The sequence below is a fragment of the Actinopolymorpha cephalotaxi genome (genome assembly GCF_013408535.1).
Classification (GTDB): Bacteria; Actinomycetota; Actinomycetes; order Propionibacteriales; family Actinopolymorphaceae; genus Actinopolymorpha; species Actinopolymorpha cephalotaxi.
Map to the genome: position 1 here is coordinate 1,018,098 of NZ_JACBZA010000001.1, position 18,851 is coordinate 1,036,948.

Below are 18,851 nucleotides of genomic sequence, written 5' to 3' on the forward strand. Positions count from 1 at the left end.
CGAAGACGTTGGCGCTACCTCGATCAGGCCACCTGCCGGACTGCATACGTCCGGCAGGTGGCCTGCACTGTCGCCCTCTTCATAGAGGGAGCACTTCGCCCTGCGGCTTGCCACTGGGTCACTCCCGCACAAGCGGGAACCACGTTGCTGCGATTCGGACCGTACCACTATCGCATTACCCTACGGCTAGCCACCTTCAGAAATTTTGGTATAGCCTCCCTCTCAGAGCGGCTTGCGGTTCTGAGTCGAGGATGACAACGGGGAGATGTCAATGAGGGGACAGGCTTCGTTCGACCTGATTGAAGCGCCTTGGATCCGGGCGCTTCGACATGACGGTCGGCCGACCGAAGTGTCGATCCTGGAACTGTTCGGTTCGGCTGCGGAGTTGCGTTCGATCGTGGGTGAGGTACCCACCCAGACTTTCGCCACCGTCCGGCTGCTGCTGGCGATTCTGCATCGGGCGATCGATGGCCCGCAGACGACGGAGGACTGGCACGAGCTGTGGCGGTCCGGGGAGCTTCCGATGGAGGACATCACCGATTACCTCGATGGATTCCGGGACCGGTTCGATCTCCTGCACCCGCGGACGCCCTTCTATCAGGTCGCGGACCTTCACACGAGCAAGAACGAGTTCTTCGGCCTGGAGCGGTTGATCGCGGACGTGCCCAACGGTGAGCCGTTCTTCACCAGCCGAGTCAAGGACGGGCTGACGCGGGTGTCGTTCGCGGAGGCTGCGCGGTGGGTGGTGCACTGTCAGGCGTTCGACCCGTCCGGCATCAAGTCTGGAGCGGTCGGGGACCCGAGGGTGAAGGGTGGCCGTGGCTACCCGATCGGCACTGGATGGTGTGGACGTCTCGGTGGGCTCTTCGCCGAAGGCCGCAACGTGCGGGAGACGCTGCTGCTGAATCTGAGCGGCGGGCTTTCCGAGGATGACCTGCCCGCTTGGGAACGCCCACCCTCCGACGCGCGGGAAGCCGACGTCGCCGGGCGCCCTGACGGGCAGGTGGATCTCTACACCTGGCAGAGCAGGCGCATCCGTCTGTTCGCTGATGCTGACGGTGTTTACGGCGTGCTGATCGCGAACGGCGACAAGCTGGATCCGCACAACCTTCATGGGGTGGAGCCGTTGACGGCATGGCGGCGCAGCCCGGCGCAGGAGAAGGCCCGTAAGGAGCCGCTGGTCTACCTGCCGAGGACGCATGACCCGGATCGCTCGTTGTGGCAGGGCCTGGGGGCTTTGCTGCCTAGCGCTACCGGTAGCCGCAGTAGCCGCGACGGCGCTACCGCGGTCGCCCCGGCGGTCCTGGAGTGGATCGCACAACTCGAGGTAGAAGGGCTCCTGGCTGGCGACTACGTAGTCCGTACCCGGGCGATCGGTATGGAGTACGGCAGTCAGGCCGCGACGACAGCGGAGGTTTTCGACGACTCGTTGACGCTGGCGGCGGCCCTGCTGAAGGAGCAGGACACCGAGCTTGGCGCTTGTGCGGTCGGCGCGGTGGCCGATGCTGAACGGGGTGTTCAGGCTCTTGGCAACCTGGCTTCGAACCTCGCGCAGGCTGCAGGTGACAGGCAACCTGGCGCGAGAGGCAAGGCGCACGAGCTTGGGTACTCGATGCTGGACGGCCCGTTCCGGTCGTGGCTGGCCGGCCTACGCACCGATACCGACATCCTGCAGGCCCGCCGGGAGTGGCAGCTGGCCGCCCGGCGAATCCTTGGCGACCTGGGACGCCAGATGGTCGCGGATGCCGGCCCGACCGCATGGGTGGGCCGTGAGGTCGATGACACACGCCCAGGCAAAGACACGCGACACGTCAGCAGCCCGGAAGCCGACCTGTCGTTTCGCCGCCAGATTGCCAAAGCCTTCGAACTCGCCGGCAAACCAGACAGGGACGAGGTGCCAGCATGACCACGACCACACAGGCACAAGCCGAGGAAGTCCCTCCGCAGCCGCCAAAACCGTCCCAGCCACGTGACCTGGCCAGGTTTGTGGCCAGCCGGGTAGCACGTCTGCAACGCGAGTATTTGGACCACCGACCTGACGCTGCGGCCGCATTGGCGAAGCTCAGGCGCGGCGTGGGAAAGGAACCGGGGGCGGTTCCGGAGCTGTGGCAGCTCACCTTGGAGGGTGTTCCGCTGCCCGCCTGGTACACCGACGCCCCCACCGATTTCGAGAACGCCGCGTACGCCGCGCTGACCCTGTACGCGGTTCACCAGCAGTCCCGGCGTGAACCCATGCACCAGCCTGGGCAGGGACTTGGCGCGGCGGCACGAGTCCTGCGAGCACGTAAGAAGGCAGCAGGTGGCAGCGAGGACGCCGTGCGGCGGCGGTTCGAGGCCATCGGTACAGCCGTCAGTTTCAGCGAGGTCATGCACCACGGCCGCGCGCTGGTAACGCTCCTGCGGACCCACAACGTGCCGTTGGACTACGGCCGGCTCGCACAGGACCTGGTGCTGCTGCAACGGCCAGGACGCGGGGACCAGGTGCGTCTTGCCTGGGGCCGCGACTTCTACCAGGCCGGCAGCGAACCAACAGACCAAGACAACTCTGCGGCCACGGGGGCCGTAGCCGAAGACGGGGAGACCACCACATGAGCCGAACGATCATCGACATCCACGTCCTGCAGACGGTGCCGCCGTCGAACCTCAACCGAGACGACACCGGCAGCCCGAAGACTGCCGTCTACGGGGGAGTCCGCAGGTCCAGGGTGTCCAGTCAGGCATGGAAACACGCCGTCCGCGACAAGTTCGAGACCGAGCTCGACGACAGCGACCTCGGCATGCGGACCAGGCACGTGGTCGAGGTATTGGACAGACGGATCCGTGAACGGGCACCCGAACTGGCCGACCGGGCCGAAGAGTTGGCGAAGGCCACCTTCAAGGCGGTCGGGATCAAGACGTCTGCGGCGAAGAAGGAGGAGCCTGAACAGTCCGGTTACCTCGTGTTCTTGAGCAGCCGCCAGTACGACAATCTCGCCGATGCCGCTGCCTCCGCTGCAAGAGCCGGCGGGAACCTGGACAAGGCGCTGAAGGAACGCGACGTGAAGGCGCTTGCCGATCGCGAGCACTCCATCGACGTCGCACTGTTCGGCCGAATGGTCGCCGACGTGTCCGACATCAACGTCGAGGCCGCGGCTCAGGTCGCACATGCCATCAGCGTGCACGCGGTGGACAACGAGTACGACTACTTCACCGCGGTCGATGACCACGATGAGGACGAGGAGCGGACCGGTGCGGGGATGATCGGCACCGTGGAGTTCAACTCCGCCACCCTCTACCGCTACGCGGCCGTGGACGTGGATCGCCTGGCGGAGACACTGGGCAGCCCTGAGGCGGCCCAACGCGCCGTGGAGGCCTTCGCCCGCACCTTCGTGACCAGTATGCCGACCGGGAAGATCACCACGTTCGGCAACCGCACCTTGCCCGACGCGGTCCTGGTCCGGTTGCGGGAGACGCAGCCGATCAGCTTCGTCGGCGCGTTCGAGGAGCCCGTCACGGCCGGCACGTCTGCTGGCCGTCTCAGCCAGGCCGCCATCCGGCTTGCCGAGTACGCGGTGGAAGTGGAGCGTAAGTACGACCAGCCCCCGGCTGCGTCGTGGGTCGTTCACGTCGGTCGCGCCACCGAAGCGCTCGCCGGCCTTGGCCAGGACGGCACCCTCGACGAACTGGTGAAGGGCGTCGGGGACGAGGTTGCTCAGCGGTTGGCGGGGACAGCGTGACGGGGCTCGTCCTTAGGCTCGCCGGACCCCTGCAGTCGTGGGGGTCCCGGAGCCGGTTCGTCCGGCGTGAGACCGAGCGGGCGCCCACGAAGTCCGGTGTCATCGGGATCCTCGCCGCGGCGCGGGGGATGCGGCGGACCGATGACCTGACCGAGCTGCTCGGGCTCCGTTTCGCTGTCCGGGTCGATCAGCCGGGCACGCTGATCCGCGACTTCCAGACTGCCCGCTCTCTTGACGGCAGTCGGGCGATGCCGTTGTCGTATCGGCACTACATGGCCGACGCGGTCTACGTCGCAGTGCTGGAGGGGGACTGTCAGCTCCTGGCCGGGCTGGACGCCGCGCTCCGCGCTCCGGTGTTCCCGCTCTACCTGGGCCGGCGCTCCTGCCCACCTGTCCAACCACTCAGCTTGGGCGTTCGCGACGGAAGCCTCACCGAGGTGATCAGTGCCGTGTCGTGGCAGGCGTCGCAGTGGTATCGACGTCGGCGTCGAGAGCCACAAGTGAGCCTGGAGGTGATTCGCGATGCACATCCAGACGAGCAGGGGGATGTCGTCCGTGATGAGCCGGAGAGCTTCGATCCACAACGTCGGGAGTACGGGTGGCGGCCCGTCGTACGGGAAACCGTGTCACTCACCAACCCTGACATCTCCGATTCCGTTGCCGAACAGTTCGGGCACGACCCGATGGCCCTGTTGGGAGGATGAGCGGTGTTCCTCACCCGCTTCCAGATCAATCCGCAACGTCGCGACGCGCGTCGGCTGCTGACTTCACCGCAGGCGATGCACGCCGCGGTACTGAACGGCTTCCCGTCGCGCCAGGACCACGCCGACGGCAGGGTCTTGTGGCGGCTCGACCGCTCCGGCGCCCACGAGGTCCTGCTGTACATCTCGAGCCCAACAGCGCCCGACCTGACGCACTTGATGGAGCAGGCTGGATGGCCCACCATTCAGACCTGGCAGACCCGCCCGTACGACAAGTTCCTGGCCACACTCGAACGGGGCCAGCACTGGGCCTTCCGCCTCACCGCCAACCCGGCCCGCAGCGGAACCAAACCAAGGCCCGACACCACGAAGGAGAAGCCTGCTGAGCAGCCCGACCCTAAGGCAGGTGCAGACCAGTCGGAGGGGAAGAATCGGTCGTCCCAGCGGTTCGGACACGTGACCGTCAGCCAACAGCACGACTGGCTGCTGCAACGTGCCGAACGAAACGGATTCCGTGTCCTGCTCGGAACCATGGATGAACCGGACGTGATCATTCGCGAACGGTCCACCCTCAACTTCCAGCGCAACGGCTCGCGGGTGACGATCCGCCAAGCGACCTACGACGGCCGGCTGGAGGTCGTCGACCCGGACGCGCTACGCCGCGTCATGATGTCCGGCCTAGGGCACGGCAAGGCCTACGGGTGTGGTCTGCTAACCGTGGCGCCGACCGAATGACAGGCCCGCCCGGAACGCCGCCACCGCGGCTGCCTGAACTCGTCCGGGCGCAGGACAGGCTCTCGTTCATCTACGTCGAACGTTGCATCGTCCACCGTGACAGCAACGCGATCACCGCAACCGACGAACGAGGAACGGTGCACATACCGGCGGCCTCCCTCGGTGCCCTGCTGATCGGGCCAGGCACCAGAGTCACCCACCAGGCCATGATGCTCCTGGCGGAGAGCGCTTCGACCGCTGTGTGGGTCGGTGAACGCGGAGTCCGCTACTACGCCCACGGTCGATCGCTCGCGAACTCCACAAGGTTGCTCGAAGCTCAAGCGGCGGCGGTCTCTCACCGAGACCGCCGCCTGGCCGTCGCCCGGGCCATGTACGCCCTGCGGTTCCCCGACGAGGAAGACGTCGCCGGGCTGACGATGCAGCAGTTGCGTGGTCGAGAAGGCGTCCGCGTCCGCCGGCTGTACCGCGAGCACGCCGAGCGGACCGGCGTCAGCTGGGAAAGCCGTCGTTACGACATGGACAACTTCGCGTCCGGAGATGTCGTCAACCAGGCCCTGTCCGCGGCGCATACCAGCCTCTACGGGGTGTGCCACGCCGTGATCGTGGCGCTCGGTTGTGCTCCCGGCCTCGGGTTCGTCCACACCGGCCATGAACGCTCGTTCGTCTACGACGTCGCCGACCTGTACAAGGCGGAGATGACCATTCCGATCGCGTTCGACATTGCAGCATCAGTGCCCGCCGAAGTCGCGGGCGAGACTCGTCGAGCCGTGCGTGGGCGGCTCCACGATGGTCTCTTCCTTCAGCGATGCGTGCGCGATATCCGGCGCCTGCTGTTGTCGGAGGAGGATCCGGTGACCAACGGGCAGGAACACCTCGAGACAAGCATCGTCAGACTGTGGGACGAGAAGGTAGCGCCGATCGAGGGCGGTACAAACTACGCGTACGAATCCGACGACGAGGTCGACTTCTGATGACCGTCATCGTCCTGACAGCCTGCCCTGCAGGCCTTCGCGGCCACCTCACGCGGTGGCTTCTTGAGATCTCCGCCGGCGTCTTCGTCGGCAACGTGACGTCCAGAGTCCGTGACCTCATGTGGGCACGCGTCATCGAGCTATCCGGGCAAGGTCGAGCGCTGATGGTGTACAGCACCGACGGCGAGCAACGGCTCCAGTTCAAGGTCCACGAACATCATTGGAAACCCGTCGACTACGACGGTGTCATGCTCATCCGCCGCCCGCCCAGTCACGACTTGGCGTCACCGTCGAGTGGCCGGACCGGCTGGAGCAAGGCAGTTAAACGGAAGCGCTTCGGAAAGCAGGCAGCCCGTCGCACCAGCACACCCCCATCTCCAGGGAAGGGGCCCTGAAAGTGATTGAGAATCGCCACGAGCCATAGCAAACCCGCAGGTCAAGAAGTGTGCTCCCCGCGTACGCGGGGGTGATCCGTCGTTCGCGCCCAGTTCGATCAGGAAACACGAGTGCTCCCCGCGTACGCGGGGGTGATCCGATCGCCGCCATGAAGGAAACCCTGTCCACCCTGTGCTCCCCGCGTACGCGGGGGTGATCCGCCGAAGAGTCGGACGTAGTCCTGGCGCCGGTTGTGCTCCCCGCGTACGCGGGGGTGATCCGAACGACTGCCAGGCCCGGCACGAGATCGAAGCGTGCTCCCCGCGTACGCGGGGGTGATCCGTACCGCGGCAAGGGAAGCACCACCGGAAACGCGTGCTCCCCGCGTACGCGGGGGTGATCCCTCCAACCGGAACACCGCGGCGTTAGAGAGGTTGTGCTCCCCGCGTACGCGGGGGTGATCCGTTCAGGCACGCCGACCAGGTGTCGCCGCTGACGTGCTCCCCGCGTACGCGGGGGTGATCCGTTGAACCGCGCCCATCCCGCCCGCCCCGGGAGGTGCTCCCCGCGTACGCGGGGGTGATCCGCTCCCGCGTAACCCCGTCACCCCGCAGAGCAGGTGCTCCCCGCGTACGCGGGGGTGATCCGTCGTAGTCCTGGATAGCGGTCATGGAGAGCCCGTGCTCCCCGCGTACGCGGGGGTGATCCGGCTGGCGCTGTCCTGCTCCGACAGCGCGGCCTGTGCTCCCCGCGTACGCGGGGGTGATCCGATCACGGGGCATCACGTGCTGCGCCACTGCTAGTGCTCCCCGCGTACGCGGGGGTGATCCGAAGGCCTGCGGGTCGGTGCCGCCGTTGCCGAGCGTGCTCCCCGCGTACGCGGGGGTGATCCGGACCGCGACATGGTGGACACCCTGGAGACGGGGTGCTCCCCGCGTACGCGGGGGTGATCCGTGCCATGCGGGTGCCCTCCTGGGGCTGGGAGAGTGCTCCCCGCGTACGCGGGGGTGATCCTGACAGCGCCCCGAGTGCGCCCAACGCGCTGACGTGCTCCCCGCGTACGCGGGGGTGATCCGCGCCGGCGGTGCGCACAGTGACGTTCGGGAACGTGCTCCCCGCGTACGCGGGGGTGATCCGGTCTTGTTCTTCTCGAACAGCAGGATCAGGCCGTGCTCCCCGCGTACGCGGGGGTGATCCGAACTGGGACCGCCTGTCCGACGCAGTGCGCCGGTGCTCCCCGCGTACGCGGGGGTGATCCGGCCGATCACCTCGGCCGCGCGGGCGGTCACTCGTGCTCCCCGCGTACGCGGGGGTGATCCGCGCCGAGCCTCTCGGCGTCAGGCGCCTCGACCGTGCTCCCCGCGTACGCGGGGGTGATCCGCCGCAGAGGCCGCCGAGGTCGCCAAAGCGCACGTGCTCCCCGCGTACGCGGGGGTGATCCGGATCCGCCGGTCGCACCGGCGCCCGTGGTCGCGTGCTCCCCGCGTACGCGGGGGTGATCCGGCCTGCTACCGGTGGAACCCTTACGACCTCGGGTGCTCCCCGCGTACGCGGGGGTGATCCGTTGTTGCGTTCCCGCCGACGCTCGAGCTCTGCGTGCTCCCCGCGTACGCGGGGGTGATCCGGACCCGATGTGGGGGCAGGAAGTCGCCAAGCCGTGCTCCCCGCGTACGCGGGGGTGATCCGTCGTGGTCGTCCCACACGTAGGCCAGCGGCGCCGTGCTCCCCGCGTATGTGGGGGTGATCCGTGACCCTTTGGACTTGGACGCAATTGACGCTATTGCCAGAAACGGCCGACGCCGTTGGCTCCGGCCTGTTCCGCCGAGGTTAATCTGGCAGTTGGGTCCAATGCCACCCCGCCCTCACCCTCGGCCTGGCGCTCCAACCCGACGTACTCCGCGAGATCGCCAACATCCCGGGCGGCCGCGGGAAAGGCCTCCTCGGCCGCATCCTCTACGCCCTCCCCGAGGACCTGGTAGGCCGCCGACAGATCGGCCCACCACCCGTACCCGCCGACGTCGCCGAGGCCTACGAAACCAACCTCGCCGCGCTGACCCGCTCCCTGGCCGACTGGACCGATCCCGCCGTACTCACCCTCACCCCCGAAGCCGGCGAGCTCGTCCTGGCCCTGGAGGCCGAGACCGAACCCAAGCTCGCCGCCGGCGCCGAGTGGAGCCACGCCCGCGACTGGTACGGCAAATGGGTCGGCGCCACCGCCCGCATCGCCGGCCTCATCCACCTCGCCACCCACCTCACCGACGGCTGGGCACACCCCATCACCGCCGACACCTGGCAGGCCGCCGAACAGATCGGCCGCTACTACGCCGCCCACGCCTACGCCGCCTACGACCACATGGGCGCCGACCCCACCATCGAGGACGCCCGGACCCTCCTCACCTGGATCCGCCGCAACGGCGAAGCCAGCTTCACCATCCGCGACGCCTACCGCGCCAACCGCGGCACGTTCGCCAAGGTCCCCGATCTCCAACCTGCACTCGACACCCTCGAAACCCACGGTCACATCCGCCGAGGACCCGACCCACCACCCGGCAACCGGCCAGGGCGCAAGCCCAGTCCCACGTACTTCATCCACCCCGCCCACCGCACCGCCTTGCAGGGAGAGCCGCAATGACTGAGCGCTCGCTATAGCAACCGCAACCAGCGGCGCCGAGCACAGGCAGAAGCCAAGCAAGCTGAGGCGACGCGAAGCCGGCAACGATCAGTGGCGTCCAGTTGCTCCTATGTCAAGCGGCGGCCGTCACGGCCGGGTCGTGGTTGATGTTGGCGTCGGCTTGCAGGGCACGGTAGACGACGTCGGAGAGTCGTCGTTTGAGGGCACGGATCGACTCTGTCTTGGTATCGCCTTGAGTCCGTCGTCGTTGGAGAAACTCTCGTGCCTGTGGGTGGTAGTGGGCCTGGGTGATTGCGATGCGGTGCAGAGCGGCATTGAGTTGTCGGTTGCCGATGCGGGATAGCCGATGCCGTTCGTGGTTGCCGGACCAGACCGGGACGGGGGCGGTCCCGTTGTGGCGTGCGAAGGCGTGCCGGGAGCGGAACCGTGTGACGTCGGCGGTCTCTCCGATGATCTTTGCGGCGGTCAGGATCGCGCACCCGGGCAGCTCAAGCAGGTTCGGCGCCAGGCGGGATACCAGCGGTTCGAGTTCACGGTCGAGCGCACGGATCTGCGCGGTGAGGTCGCGGCAGCGGTCCACGAGGTCTCGGGCAAGTCGGGCCACCAGCCCATCGATGCCGATCAGGCGAGCGGTGACGCCGGCAAGGTTCTTCGGCCTCCACAAAGTGCGGGGCGGGAGCTGCCAGGACGGGTCGATCTCGTGGAGGTGCCAGCGAAGGCGGTTGATCACACGGGTCCGTTCGGCGACCATGTCGTCGCGGTGGCTTAACAGCAGCCTGACTTCGCGTGCAGGCCCGTCCAGACGCGCGGTCGGCAGGTTCGGCTCGCGTAGGGCCGCTCGCGCAACCGCCAATGCGTCGATCGGGTCGGACTTACCGTAGCTGCGGGCGCTGTCGCGGACATGAGCCATCAGCTTGGGAGGGACGCGCACGATGCGTTCCCCTGCACCGAGCAGGTCTCGTTCGAGGCGTCGGGACAGGTGGCGACAGTCCTCGACCGCCCACATCCTCTCGTCGCCGAACTGCTCTGCCCACGTCAGCATGGCCAGGTGATCGTCGGTGGTTGTTCCAGTCGTGCGTTGGCCGAGCTTACGACCGAGGTCGTCGACCGCGACGACGGTGTGGCTGCGCTTGTGAGCATCGATTCCGAGTACGACCATGGAACCTGTCTCCCGTTCTCTTCATTCGGTGATGGGTGACAGGACCGGCCGGTGGGCACAGCTCAGTTGGGGCGACGCCACGCTCCTATCAAGCCACGCCGGCCGGTCCAGCAGGACCCGGACGGCCGCACAACTGGACATGGCCACCAACGGCACAGAGTGGTGGAGCGAGCCAGCCGAGCCCTGCACGTCACCTTGACACTGAGCAGAGTGGTGTATCGCTGACGCCTTGGACGCGCAGATGATGACTGTTCGAGCTCTCTTGGAGGACCGACGACGGCTCGCAAATCCTGACTCAGGGGACACGGCCCGGGTGAAGGAGTAGGTGGATGCGGGCTTGCGTGCCGGGCACGGTGTCGTCGACACAAGGCCTCCACAACAGCGTGTCCCTCTGAGTAGGACCCGCGGTAGCCGGCCCCATGCGAGCGAGAGTCTTCCACGTCCACACCACCCGCAGACCCGGTGCGTGCCGGTGCCTCGGTTTGATTGTTTGACTGTTTCAGGCGCTCTGTCCGTTCTAGGTTTGGGAGTTATGGGGGACCGGCGGTTGGTGTTGGTGGTGGGTTCGCAGTGCGCGGCGTTGGGTCGGCCGCTGTCGTTCTTGCCGGACGCCCCGGGTCCTGTGGAGCCGGCCGGCTTGCCGGCTCGGCAGCGGCTGGTCCTGGGGTTACTTGATCTGCTGGTGGACGGGCCGGGTGGGTGTGCGCCGGTGTCCGTGAAGTGTGAGTCGGCTCCCGGGCTGCTGCTGAACCCGACGAAGGCGGTCGCGGATGCGGCGTTGTTGGCGGCTTTGCAGCAGGCCGATGAGCTGCAGGCAGTGCTGGTGGTGCATTTCGTGGGGCACGGCAGCCGGCACCAGGACGATCCCGCGGCGCCGGCACGGCATCTGCTGCATGTTTGGGACACGGTCGCCAAGCCGGTGGACACCGAGCCGGAGAGCAACGGCTGGGACCCCTATGAACTGATCCGGCGACGGCGCAACCATCTACCTAACATCGTGGGTCTGGTACTGCTGGTGGACGCGTGCTACGCGTCGTGGGCCAAGCAGCAGGTGGACGCCTGGAGCGGGGTGCAAGGCGGGCTGCTGTCCGCGTGGCTGGGTTCTTCGGGGGACCAGCCGGCGTGGGATGGGTGTTTCACCAAGACGCTGGTCCAGGTGCTCGGGCAGGGCCTGGACGTGGCCGAGCACCCCCGCAGGGCGCTAGTGCCGGACCTGCTGGCCAGCGACCTGGAGCCGGTGCTGACGGGCTGCCAGGACCAGGCGCCGCGGCTGGGTGGGTTCGAAAGCCACAATCCGGTGCTGTTCGTAGCCCGCAACCGGCGGGCTAGCCAGCTGGGGGCCGCGCTGGGTGTGGATGCGGGCACCGAGACGCTGCTGCTGCGGCTGACAGAGAGCTACGTGACCTTCGCGGTGGACATGGTCACCGATTCAATCCGAGCCCATCGGGTCACTGCGGTGGTCGGGGGTCCAGGGGCGGGGAAGTCGACGCTGGCGGCGGCGCTGCGGCACCCGCCGGCCAGCGTGGAGAAGGTGCCGCTGGGACTGGTGCATGCCGTCGGGTTCATGGCGGTGGCATCCTCCGTGCCGGAGCTGGCCGCCACGTTGCGGGGGCAGCTGCAGAAGCTGGCCTGGTTCCCTGAAGTCGCGCGCCGGTACTGGCAGGCTAACGCCGCACGGTGGGATGACCTGGATCCGTGGCAGCGGCTCACCGGGCCGCTCAGCCTGTACCCCGATCCGGTCCGGCTGCTCGTGGACGGGTTGGACCAGCTCGAGGGCCAGCCCGGCTATCCCGAGGTTCTGCACGCGCTCCAGGCACTCGTCGACGACCCGGCGCTGGGCCACGTGAAGCTGGTGCTGGTCGGTCGTAGTGTGCCTGCCCTGGGCGGCGTCGACGCCGTCGTCGACATGCCGGTCCTCGATGTGAACACCGCGACCCGCTACCTGCACGCGCGCGGCGTGCTGGATCCCGGGACCGTGGAGTGGCTGGTGCAAGTGGCGGCCGGGAACTGGCTGGTGCTTGATCTTGCTGCTACCACCGTCAGCAGCGTCGCGGGAGGCGCGGGCTTCCCGGAGGACCAGGCGGCTCTCTACACCCAGCTGCTGGACCAGATCCGGACCCGACACGGTGGTGTGGTTGACGTGGTCATGGCGTTGCTCGCGGCCGCGGGGACCGGGCCTGTGCTCCCGTTCGACCTGCTGCACGCCACCCTCGTCGTCCTGGGCCAGCCGCTGACCCGCGCCGACCTGTACCTGCTGCTCGGCGACGTCGACCTGCACCGGCTGCTGGACCGCTCCAACACCGGGCGGGCCGACGAACATCTCGGACTGTTCCACCAGACCCTGGGCGACTACCTCACCACCCACCCGCGCCCCGGGACCCCGGCGGCGCCCGCGGTGCATGCCGCGATCATCCACGCCCTCGACCAACAGGCCCCGGCAACCAAGCACACCCCCGGCAGCTACCGCGATGACCCGCTGCTCACCTACGCATTCGATGTCGGCCCCCGCCATCGCCACGAAGCCGGACGCGACGACAGCCTGGTCGCTGACCTGACCCGCGATGACCCTGTCCCGCGCGTAAACCTCACTCGCTGGACCACCTGGGCATCCGTCATCCTTGACGCGCTCGGCTGCGACCACCCCGACACCCTCACCACCCGCAGCATCATCGCCTACTGGACCGCCCAGACTGGCGATCCAAGCGAGGCGCTGCGCCTGTTACGGCAACTGCTGCCCGACCAGGAACGGGTCCTCGGCCGCGACCACCCCGACACCCTCACCACCCGCAACAACATCGCCCATTCGACCGGCGAGACCGGCGACCCAAGCGAGGCGCTGCGCCTGTACCGAGAACTGCTGCCCGACCGGGAACGGGTCCTCGGCCGCGACCACCCCGACACCCTCACCACCCGCAATAACATCGCCAGCTGGACCGGGCAGACGGGCGACCCAAGCGAGGCGCTGCGCCTGTTTCGGCAACTGCTGCCCGACCGGGAACGGGTCCTCGGCCGCGACCACCCCGACACCCTCGCCACCCGCGGCAACGTCGCCAGCTGGACCGGCGAGGCCGGTGACCCGAGCGAGGCGCTGCGCCTGTTTCGGCAACTGCTGCCCGACCGGGAACGGGTCCTCGGCCGCGACCACCCCGACACCCTCACCACCCGCAATAACATCGCCAGCTGGACCGGGCAGACGGGCGACCCAAGCGAGGCGCTGCGCCTGTTTCGGCAACTGCTGCCCGACCGGGAACGGGTCCTCGGCCGCGACCACCCTGACACCCTCGCCACCCGCGGCAACGTCGCCAGCTGGACCGGCGAGGCCGGTGACCCGAGCGAGGCGCTGCGCCTGTTTCGGCAACTGCTGCCCGACCGGGAACGGGTCCTCGGCCGCGACCACCCCGACACCCTCATCACCCGCGGCAACGTCGCCAGCTGGACCGGCGAGGCCGGTGACCCGAGCGAGGCGCTGCGCCTGTTTCGGCAACTGCTGCCCGACCGGGAACGGGTCCTCGGCCGCGACCACCCTGACACCCTCGCCACCCGCGGCAACGTCGCCAGCTGGACCGGCGAGGCCGGTGACCCGAGCGAGGCGCTGCGCCTGTTTCGGCAACTGCTGCCCGACCGGGAACGGGTCCTCGGCCGCGACCACCCCGACACCCTCATCACCCGCGGCAACGTCGCCAGCTGGACCGGCGAGGCCGGTGACCCGAGCGAGGCGCTGCGCCTGTTACGGCAACTGCTGCCCGACCACGAACAGGTCCTCGGCCGCGACCACCCCGACACCCTCATCACCCGCGGCAACATCGCTCACTGGACCGGCGTGACAGGCCAACCGGACGAGGCGCTGCGCCTGTTACGGCAACTGCTGCCCGACCGGGAACGGGTCCTCGGCCGCGACCACCCCGACACCCTCACCACCCGCAACAGCATCGCCTACCTGACCGGCACGATCGAATGAAATCTCAGCCGAGGCTCGAGGAGGGGGCTACCGACCGACCTCAGAGACCTACCTGTCTCGGCCTGCTCCTTACCTGCCAACTAGGGCGTGTCTCCCAGTTCGCGTAGCCAGGTGATGATCGCGCCGAGCACGACGCCGCCGCGGTAGGTCAGGGCGAGCTTGTCGTACCTGGTGGCCAAGCCTCGCCACTGCTTCAGGACGTTGAAAGAACGCTCGATGACGTTGCGCCCCTTGTACGCCTCGGCGTCGAACGCCGGTGGTCGGCCACCCTTGGAGCCCTTGCGTTTGCGGTTTCCTGTCTGGTCGGACGGTTCGGCGATCACCGCGGTGATGCCACGGGAGCGCAGCAGCGCCCGGTTGCCGCGGGAGGAGTACGCCTTGTCCGCCAGGACCGCGTCGGGTCGGGTCCGCGGGCGCCCTCGACCCTGCCTGGGTACGCGAATCGCCTTGAGCAGGTTCGCGAACATCGGCGAGTCGTTGGCCTGGCCGGGCCCGAGCAGCAGCACGAGCGGGCGGCCCTTGCCGTCGCACAAGTGGTGAATCTTCGTGCTCAGGCCTCCGCGGGAGCGGCCGATGGCGTGGTCAGCCGGCTCGATCCGCAGATTCGTGTGATTCGACAGCTCCCCCTGTGCCAGTGGCGGGCCTGGTCAGGTTGGTGCCGTGCTGGTGCGCGCGGTTGATCGTCGAGTCCACGCTGACCGACCAGTCGATGTCACCGGCCGCGTCGGCGTGCGCGAGCAGCGCGGTGTGGATCCGGTCCCAAGTGCCGTCGCCGCAGAACCGGCGATGCCGCTTCCAGACCGTCTGCCACGGCCCGAACCGCTCCGGCAGGTCACGCCAGGCGATGCCGGTCCGGAACCGGTACACGACACCCTCCACGATCGTGCGGTGCTCCCGAAACCTGTTGCCCCGCTTGCCGTCCGAGGACGGCATCAAGGGCTCGATCAGCTCCCACTCGGCATCGGACAGCACGGCTGAACGCGACATCGGTCAACCATCGCAGCCCGGAAGACCGACATTCAGGAGACACGCCCTAGGTGTTGCGGGTCATGACGTTGGTGACGGTCTGCCGGAGGCGTGAGGCGGGTGGTTGGTCGCCGGCGGCGGTGTGGGCTCGATGGTAGTTGTAGTGGATGTTCCACACCTGGATCGCCTGTGCGCGTTGGGTTTCGCTGGTCCACACCCGGGCGTAGAGGAGTTCTTCGGCGAGGGTGCGCTGGTATCTCTCGACTTTGCCGTTGTGGCGTGGTGTGTAGGGGCGGGTGCGCTGGTGACGTGAGGCGAATGCTGTCGCGGTCCGCACGAACGCCCCGGCCCGGTAGTTCGCACCGTTGTCTGTGACCAGGCGAGTGATCCGGACGATGCCGTGGTCGGCGAAGAACGCACGGGCCCGGTGGAAGAAGCCGATCGACGTCTTCGCGGTCTCATCGGTCAGGTGTTCGGTGTAGGCCAGTCGGGAGAACCCGTCCACCGCCGAGTGCAGGTAGACGTAGCCAGCCTTGGCTGCGCCCTTCTTCTTGGCCTTGGCGCGCTGGGCGGCTCGGTCAGCGTCGCTGCCGCGTCCGTGGGCCCGCCAGCCGCCGCCGTCGGGGATCCGGCCGACCTTCTTCACGTCCAGGTGCACCATGTGCCCCGGATAGCGGGCGGTGATCCGCTCCGGCCGCCGGTTCGACGCGCCAGTGGGGTCCAGGTCGCGGCGCCGGTTGAGACCCAGGCGGGCCAGCCACCGGCCCACGGTGGCGACAGAGACCCGGTGGCCGCGGTGGGCGAGCTCGGCGGCGATCTTGCGGGCGGACCACTTGTGCTCCCGGCGCCAGGTCTCGATCAGCTCCACCACCCCATCCGGGGTCTGGGACGGGGAGGAATGCGGCGCGGAGGACCGGTCGAGCAGACCGGCGTCGCCGCTGGCCCGGTAGCGGTTCACCCACTTCGACAGACACTGCCGCGACACGCCGGCCTCGGCGGCCACGTGGGCGATCGGGCGGGTCTGGCAGCGGGTGACAAGACGCAGCCGGCCGGCAGCAGTCAACGGGGCGCTAGCGTGGGACACGAGGGGTAGATCCCTTTCGGAGGACGGTTGGTCGCACTTCCATCCTGCCGACCGGCGATCTACCCCTCCCTCACACCCCGACCACCGTCAACAACCTCATGAGCCACAACACCTAGGGGCAAGTACTGACCTTTAATTTGGGTGACAGCATCTTTACGGCCACGGTATCTCCCGGAATCGCAGCGACGGTCCGGTTTCCGAAGGCGAGGCACATGATCTTGTAGCTAGCCGTCCCGGAGGACGGGGCGAACCACGTGATACCAATCGCGACGGCAAGCAGCACAACCGCCGCCAGCGCGGCGGCGACAGCCTGGCTAAGGTGTTTTAGGACGTTGGCCGCCGCTTTGCCACGTGCCTCGGCAAGCCTGGTCGCAAGGCCAACGATAGGCTGCGGATCGATCGTGTTGAGTCGGTCGGGATCGCCGTAAGCGCTCGCGTAGGCACGGTAGGTGCCGAAGAGTAAGCAGGCAAGCGCGAGTGTGATCAGCGCCGCCACGGCGATCTTGAACGGAGTCGCGAGGTCGCTTGTCGACTCGGGACCCTTGATGATCAACACTGTTCCGATCAGCCCCGTGAAGGCGCTCAGCGCACCGAGCCACTTCTCCGCGCGACCGCGCACGATTTGAAGGCGGTCGTCGTCGTTGTGTTCAAGAACGTCGTAGGCGTCGAGGTCCTCGCGGCTGGGCAAGTCCGTGCCCGCGGGTTGGTTCATGACGTGACCCTTGAAACGGTATAGAGCCAGAACCGTCCGCAGCCGGAGCCGCCGGCGTTGCCGTGGTCGGAGCCGCAGCGGCAGGTCACCGGAATCTGGATCTCCATGGTCGGGGCAGCGTGCCTGAGCTTTTCGCCCCCGCCCTGTCCCTCTGGAGGCATTGGTCGATCCCGGAAATGTCCTTGGACCTCCGCTGCACATGTCGGGCACGGGCCCTTGGCGTAGTAGGTGCGCAGATCTTCAGCGGTGTAGCCCCAGTCGCTCCACCGCGTTCGGTCTAGGGTCGACTCAGGCAAGGGCTCCTGCGCGTATCGCACCGAGGTGTCGTGTCCAGGCGTGGTGTTCCCGGGTTCTTGGATGCTCACAACGAGGAGCCTAGGAGCGGTTCAGCACTGCTGTCCGGTTTTGTCAAAGCTGCGCGGGCAGCGAATCTCGTTTGAGGATCCGTAGGGCTTCCCAACCGCTGTCACCAGAAGTAGCTCGTCTGGCGATCATGTCTTCGGCGTCGGTACACCAGCGCGTTTAGTTAGCGCAATGCGGTGGAGAACAGCGTTGAGTTTGGCGGTTGCCGGTGCATGAGAGCCGGGGCCGGGCCCGGCTAAAGAACCAACTGGCCGTGGCGCGGCGCCGTTGTGGCAGGCGTAGGCGTCCCTTGGAGTAGAAGTGCCTGACACCGCACCGATCACCTGACGTCAACGGAACTTGTCTCCACGCCAAGTGTCAACATCCACGTTCGGAGAGTGTGCCGCGACCTATTCCATGGATCCATGGGCCCGCTCCGCTGCAACCAGGCCGGCGTGGGCATCAGAGGTCACCAACGGCACACCGGACAGGCCGCGGGTGACCAGGCCGCGCAGGAACCCCAGCCAGCCGGCGCCGTCTTCGGCGGAGGTGCCGTCGATGCCGAGGGTCTCTCGATGTCTGTCGGCGTTGACACCGGTCGCGACGAGTGCATGCACCCCCACGCCCCGGCCACCCTCGCGGACCTTCAGCATCAGGGCGTCCATCGGAGCGAACGCGTAGGGCCAGCGTCCTGGGGTCGGGTGCCCGAGCTGCTCGACGAGTTTCTCCATCCGCCACGTCGACACCCCACCAGGTAGCAGGTCGCCACCACGCTCGTGAGGGCGCAGACCGCCTCGGCTTCGGCGCCAATCAGTGCGTAGATGAACGTCGACAGCAGGTCACGCAGCAGGTCCGGCGAGGCGGCAGCCAGTTGGTCCTGCACGAACCGGCGGTCTACGTCCGCCGCTCGCCGCAAGACATCCTGATGCTGTGGCCAGCCTTCCGCGGGGTCGCCACGTCGGCCGGTTTGACGCTCAGCGCGATCTCTATGCCAGTAGCGATGGCAAACGCCTAGTGGCCCGTCGGTGGCCCGATGGGCGGTCAGGAGGTGAGATGAAAAGACACAGGTCGAGCCGGTAGCGACTCTGACCTGGGCCTTCTGCGGTGGAGCGGGTGACGGGAATCGAACCCGCATGACCAGCTTGGAAGGCTGGAGCTCTGCCATTGAGCTACACCCGCGTGTGCCGGTCCATGTTCCCATGACCCCGCACAGACCGGCTCGGTGACTCACCCGTCGTGGTCCGTGGACTAAACTCCGGGCGGCACCGCGAAGTAAGCGTAGTGCCAGCCCATCCCGGTGCGCTCGGGGTGGTGCAAGATGTCTCACGTTCCGCCCGAGCCGGCCCGGCCGCATGCGTCCGGGGCGGGTCCGGTGCCGGAACGTGTCGGCGGGGAGTGGCGCAGCTTGGCAGCGCGTCGGCTTTGGGTGCCGAAGGCCGGGGGTTCAAATCCCCCCTCCCCGACGTACGACGTACGGCGTGCCCCCGTCGCGCTCACCGC

The 18,851-nt window shown here is 67.8% G+C and carries 12 protein-coding genes, 2 tRNA genes, 3 pseudogenes and 1 CRISPR repeat array; of the genes and pseudogenes, 11 read left to right on the forward strand and 6 right to left on the reverse strand.

Going from position 1 to position 18,851, the window contains the following annotated elements; genetic code table 11:
* The first annotated feature begins 271 nt into the window (after positions 1-271).
* From casA to FHR37_RS31290, 9 genes and pseudogenes are all read left to right on the forward strand, one after another.
* Positions 272-1,906 (forward strand): type I-E CRISPR-associated protein Cse1/CasA, encoded by a 1,635-nt coding sequence (gene casA / locus FHR37_RS04640; RefSeq protein ID WP_092890798.1) that lies wholly within the window; start codon positions 272-274, stop codon positions 1,904-1,906.
* Positions 1,903-2,592, forward strand: coding sequence for a type I-E CRISPR-associated protein Cse2/CasB (gene casB / locus FHR37_RS04645; RefSeq protein ID WP_092890780.1), 690 nt, complete (start codon positions 1,903-1,905; stop codon positions 2,590-2,592). Before casA ends, casB begins: the two co-directional genes overlap by 4 nt.
* Positions 2,589-3,716, forward strand: coding sequence for a type I-E CRISPR-associated protein Cas7/Cse4/CasC (gene cas7e / locus FHR37_RS04650; protein ID WP_092890783.1), 1,128 nt, complete (start codon positions 2,589-2,591; stop codon positions 3,714-3,716). Before casB ends, cas7e begins: the two co-directional genes overlap by 4 nt.
* Entirely contained in the window at positions 3,713-4,420 is a 708-nt protein-coding gene (gene cas5e / locus FHR37_RS04655) for a type I-E CRISPR-associated protein Cas5/CasD (protein ID WP_092890786.1), read from the forward strand. Before cas7e ends, cas5e begins: the two co-directional genes overlap by 4 nt.
* A 3-nt stretch (positions 4,421-4,423) precedes the next feature.
* The gene (gene cas6e, locus FHR37_RS04660; protein WP_092890789.1) at positions 4,424-5,152 is read left to right on the forward strand and encodes a type I-E CRISPR-associated protein Cas6/Cse3/CasE; all 729 of its coding nucleotides are present in this window, start codon (positions 4,424-4,426) and stop codon (positions 5,150-5,152) included.
* Positions 5,149-6,123 carry a type I-E CRISPR-associated endonuclease Cas1e gene (gene cas1e, locus FHR37_RS04665; protein WP_092890792.1) on the forward strand — a complete coding sequence of 325 codons (975 nt, stop codon included), beginning with the start codon at positions 5,149-5,151 and terminating at the stop codon, positions 6,121-6,123. The genes cas6e and cas1e overlap by 4 nt, the downstream gene beginning before the upstream one ends.
* The gene (gene cas2e / locus FHR37_RS04670; RefSeq protein WP_092890795.1) at positions 6,123-6,518 is read left to right on the forward strand and encodes a type I-E CRISPR-associated endoribonuclease Cas2e; all 396 of its coding nucleotides are present in this window, start codon (positions 6,123-6,125) and stop codon (positions 6,516-6,518) included. Before cas1e ends, cas2e begins: the two co-directional genes overlap by 1 nt.
* 50 nt (positions 6,519-6,568) lie before the next feature.
* Positions 6,569-8,246: direct repeats of the CRISPR family, unit length 29 nt; unit sequence GTGCTCCCCGCGTACGCGGGGGTGATCCG.
* Between the two features lie 164 nt (positions 8,247-8,410).
* Positions 8,411-8,788 (forward strand): annotated as a pseudogene (locus FHR37_RS33420) (DUF3987 domain-containing protein); the annotation flags it as partial.
* Between the two features lie 63 nt (positions 8,789-8,851).
* Positions 8,852-9,130, forward strand: a complete 279-nt coding sequence (locus FHR37_RS31290) for a hypothetical protein (RefSeq protein ID WP_237769142.1) — start codon at positions 8,852-8,854, stop codon at positions 9,128-9,130.
* Between the two features lie 112 nt (positions 9,131-9,242).
* Here FHR37_RS31290 and FHR37_RS04680 read toward each other — a convergent pair whose 3' ends face one another.
* Entirely contained in the window at positions 9,243-10,289 is a 1,047-nt protein-coding gene (locus tag FHR37_RS04680; protein WP_179770981.1) for an IS110 family RNA-guided transposase, read from the reverse strand.
* Positions 10,290-10,926: 637 nt separating this feature from the next.
* Here FHR37_RS04680 and FHR37_RS04685 point away from each other — a divergent pair.
* A complete protein-coding gene (locus FHR37_RS04685) occupies positions 10,927-14,247 on the forward strand; it encodes a tetratricopeptide repeat protein (protein ID WP_179770982.1) in 3,321 nt (1,106 codons plus the stop codon).
* Between the two features lie 80 nt (positions 14,248-14,327).
* Here FHR37_RS04685 and FHR37_RS04690 read toward each other — a convergent pair.
* From FHR37_RS04690 to FHR37_RS04710, 5 genes and pseudogenes are all read right to left on the reverse strand, one after another.
* A pseudogene (locus FHR37_RS04690) lies at positions 14,328-15,234 on the reverse strand (IS5 family transposase).
* A gap of 46 nt (positions 15,235-15,280) precedes the next feature.
* Positions 15,281-16,297 carry an IS481 family transposase gene (locus FHR37_RS04695; RefSeq protein WP_179770983.1) on the reverse strand — a complete coding sequence of 339 codons (1,017 nt, stop codon included), beginning with the start codon at positions 16,295-16,297 and terminating at the stop codon, positions 15,281-15,283.
* Positions 16,298-16,409: 112 nt separating this feature from the next.
* Complete coding sequence (locus FHR37_RS04700) at positions 16,410-17,009, reverse strand: hypothetical protein (RefSeq protein WP_092888545.1); 600 nt, start codon at positions 17,007-17,009, stop codon at positions 16,410-16,412.
* A gap of 779 nt (positions 17,010-17,788) precedes the next feature.
* A pseudogene (locus FHR37_RS33425) lies at positions 17,789-18,267 on the reverse strand (transposase); the annotation flags it as partial.
* Positions 18,268-18,456: 189 nt separating this feature from the next.
* A tRNA-Gly gene (locus FHR37_RS04710) sits at positions 18,457-18,530 on the reverse strand.
* 210 nt (positions 18,531-18,740) lie between these two features.
* On the opposite strand from FHR37_RS04710, the gene FHR37_RS04715 reads away from it, so the two are divergent.
* Positions 18,741-18,814, forward strand: a tRNA-Pro gene (locus FHR37_RS04715).
* Positions 18,815-18,851 lie beyond the last annotated feature (37 nt).

Coding starts and splice junctions, on each gene's coding strand:
- casA (WP_092890798.1), top strand. CDS start 272: ATGAGGGGACAGGCTTCGTTCGACCTGATTGAAGCGCCTTGGATCCGG.
- casB (WP_092890780.1), top strand. CDS start 1,903: ATGACCACGACCACACAGGCACAAGCCGAGGAAGTCCCTCCGCAGCCG.
- cas7e (WP_092890783.1), top strand. CDS start 2,589: ATGAGCCGAACGATCATCGACATCCACGTCCTGCAGACGGTGCCGCCG.
- cas1e (WP_092890792.1), top strand. CDS start 5,149: ATGACAGGCCCGCCCGGAACGCCGCCACCGCGGCTGCCTGAACTCGTC.
- cas2e (WP_092890795.1), top strand. CDS start 6,123: ATGACCGTCATCGTCCTGACAGCCTGCCCTGCAGGCCTTCGCGGCCAC.
- FHR37_RS31290 (WP_237769142.1), top strand. CDS start 8,852: ATGGGCGCCGACCCCACCATCGAGGACGCCCGGACCCTCCTCACCTGG.
- FHR37_RS04680 (WP_179770981.1), bottom strand. CDS start 10,289: ATGGTCGTACTCGGAATCGATGCTCACAAGCGCAGCCACACCGTCGTC.
- FHR37_RS04700 (WP_092888545.1), bottom strand. CDS start 17,009: ATGAACCAACCCGCGGGCACGGACTTGCCCAGCCGCGAGGACCTCGAC.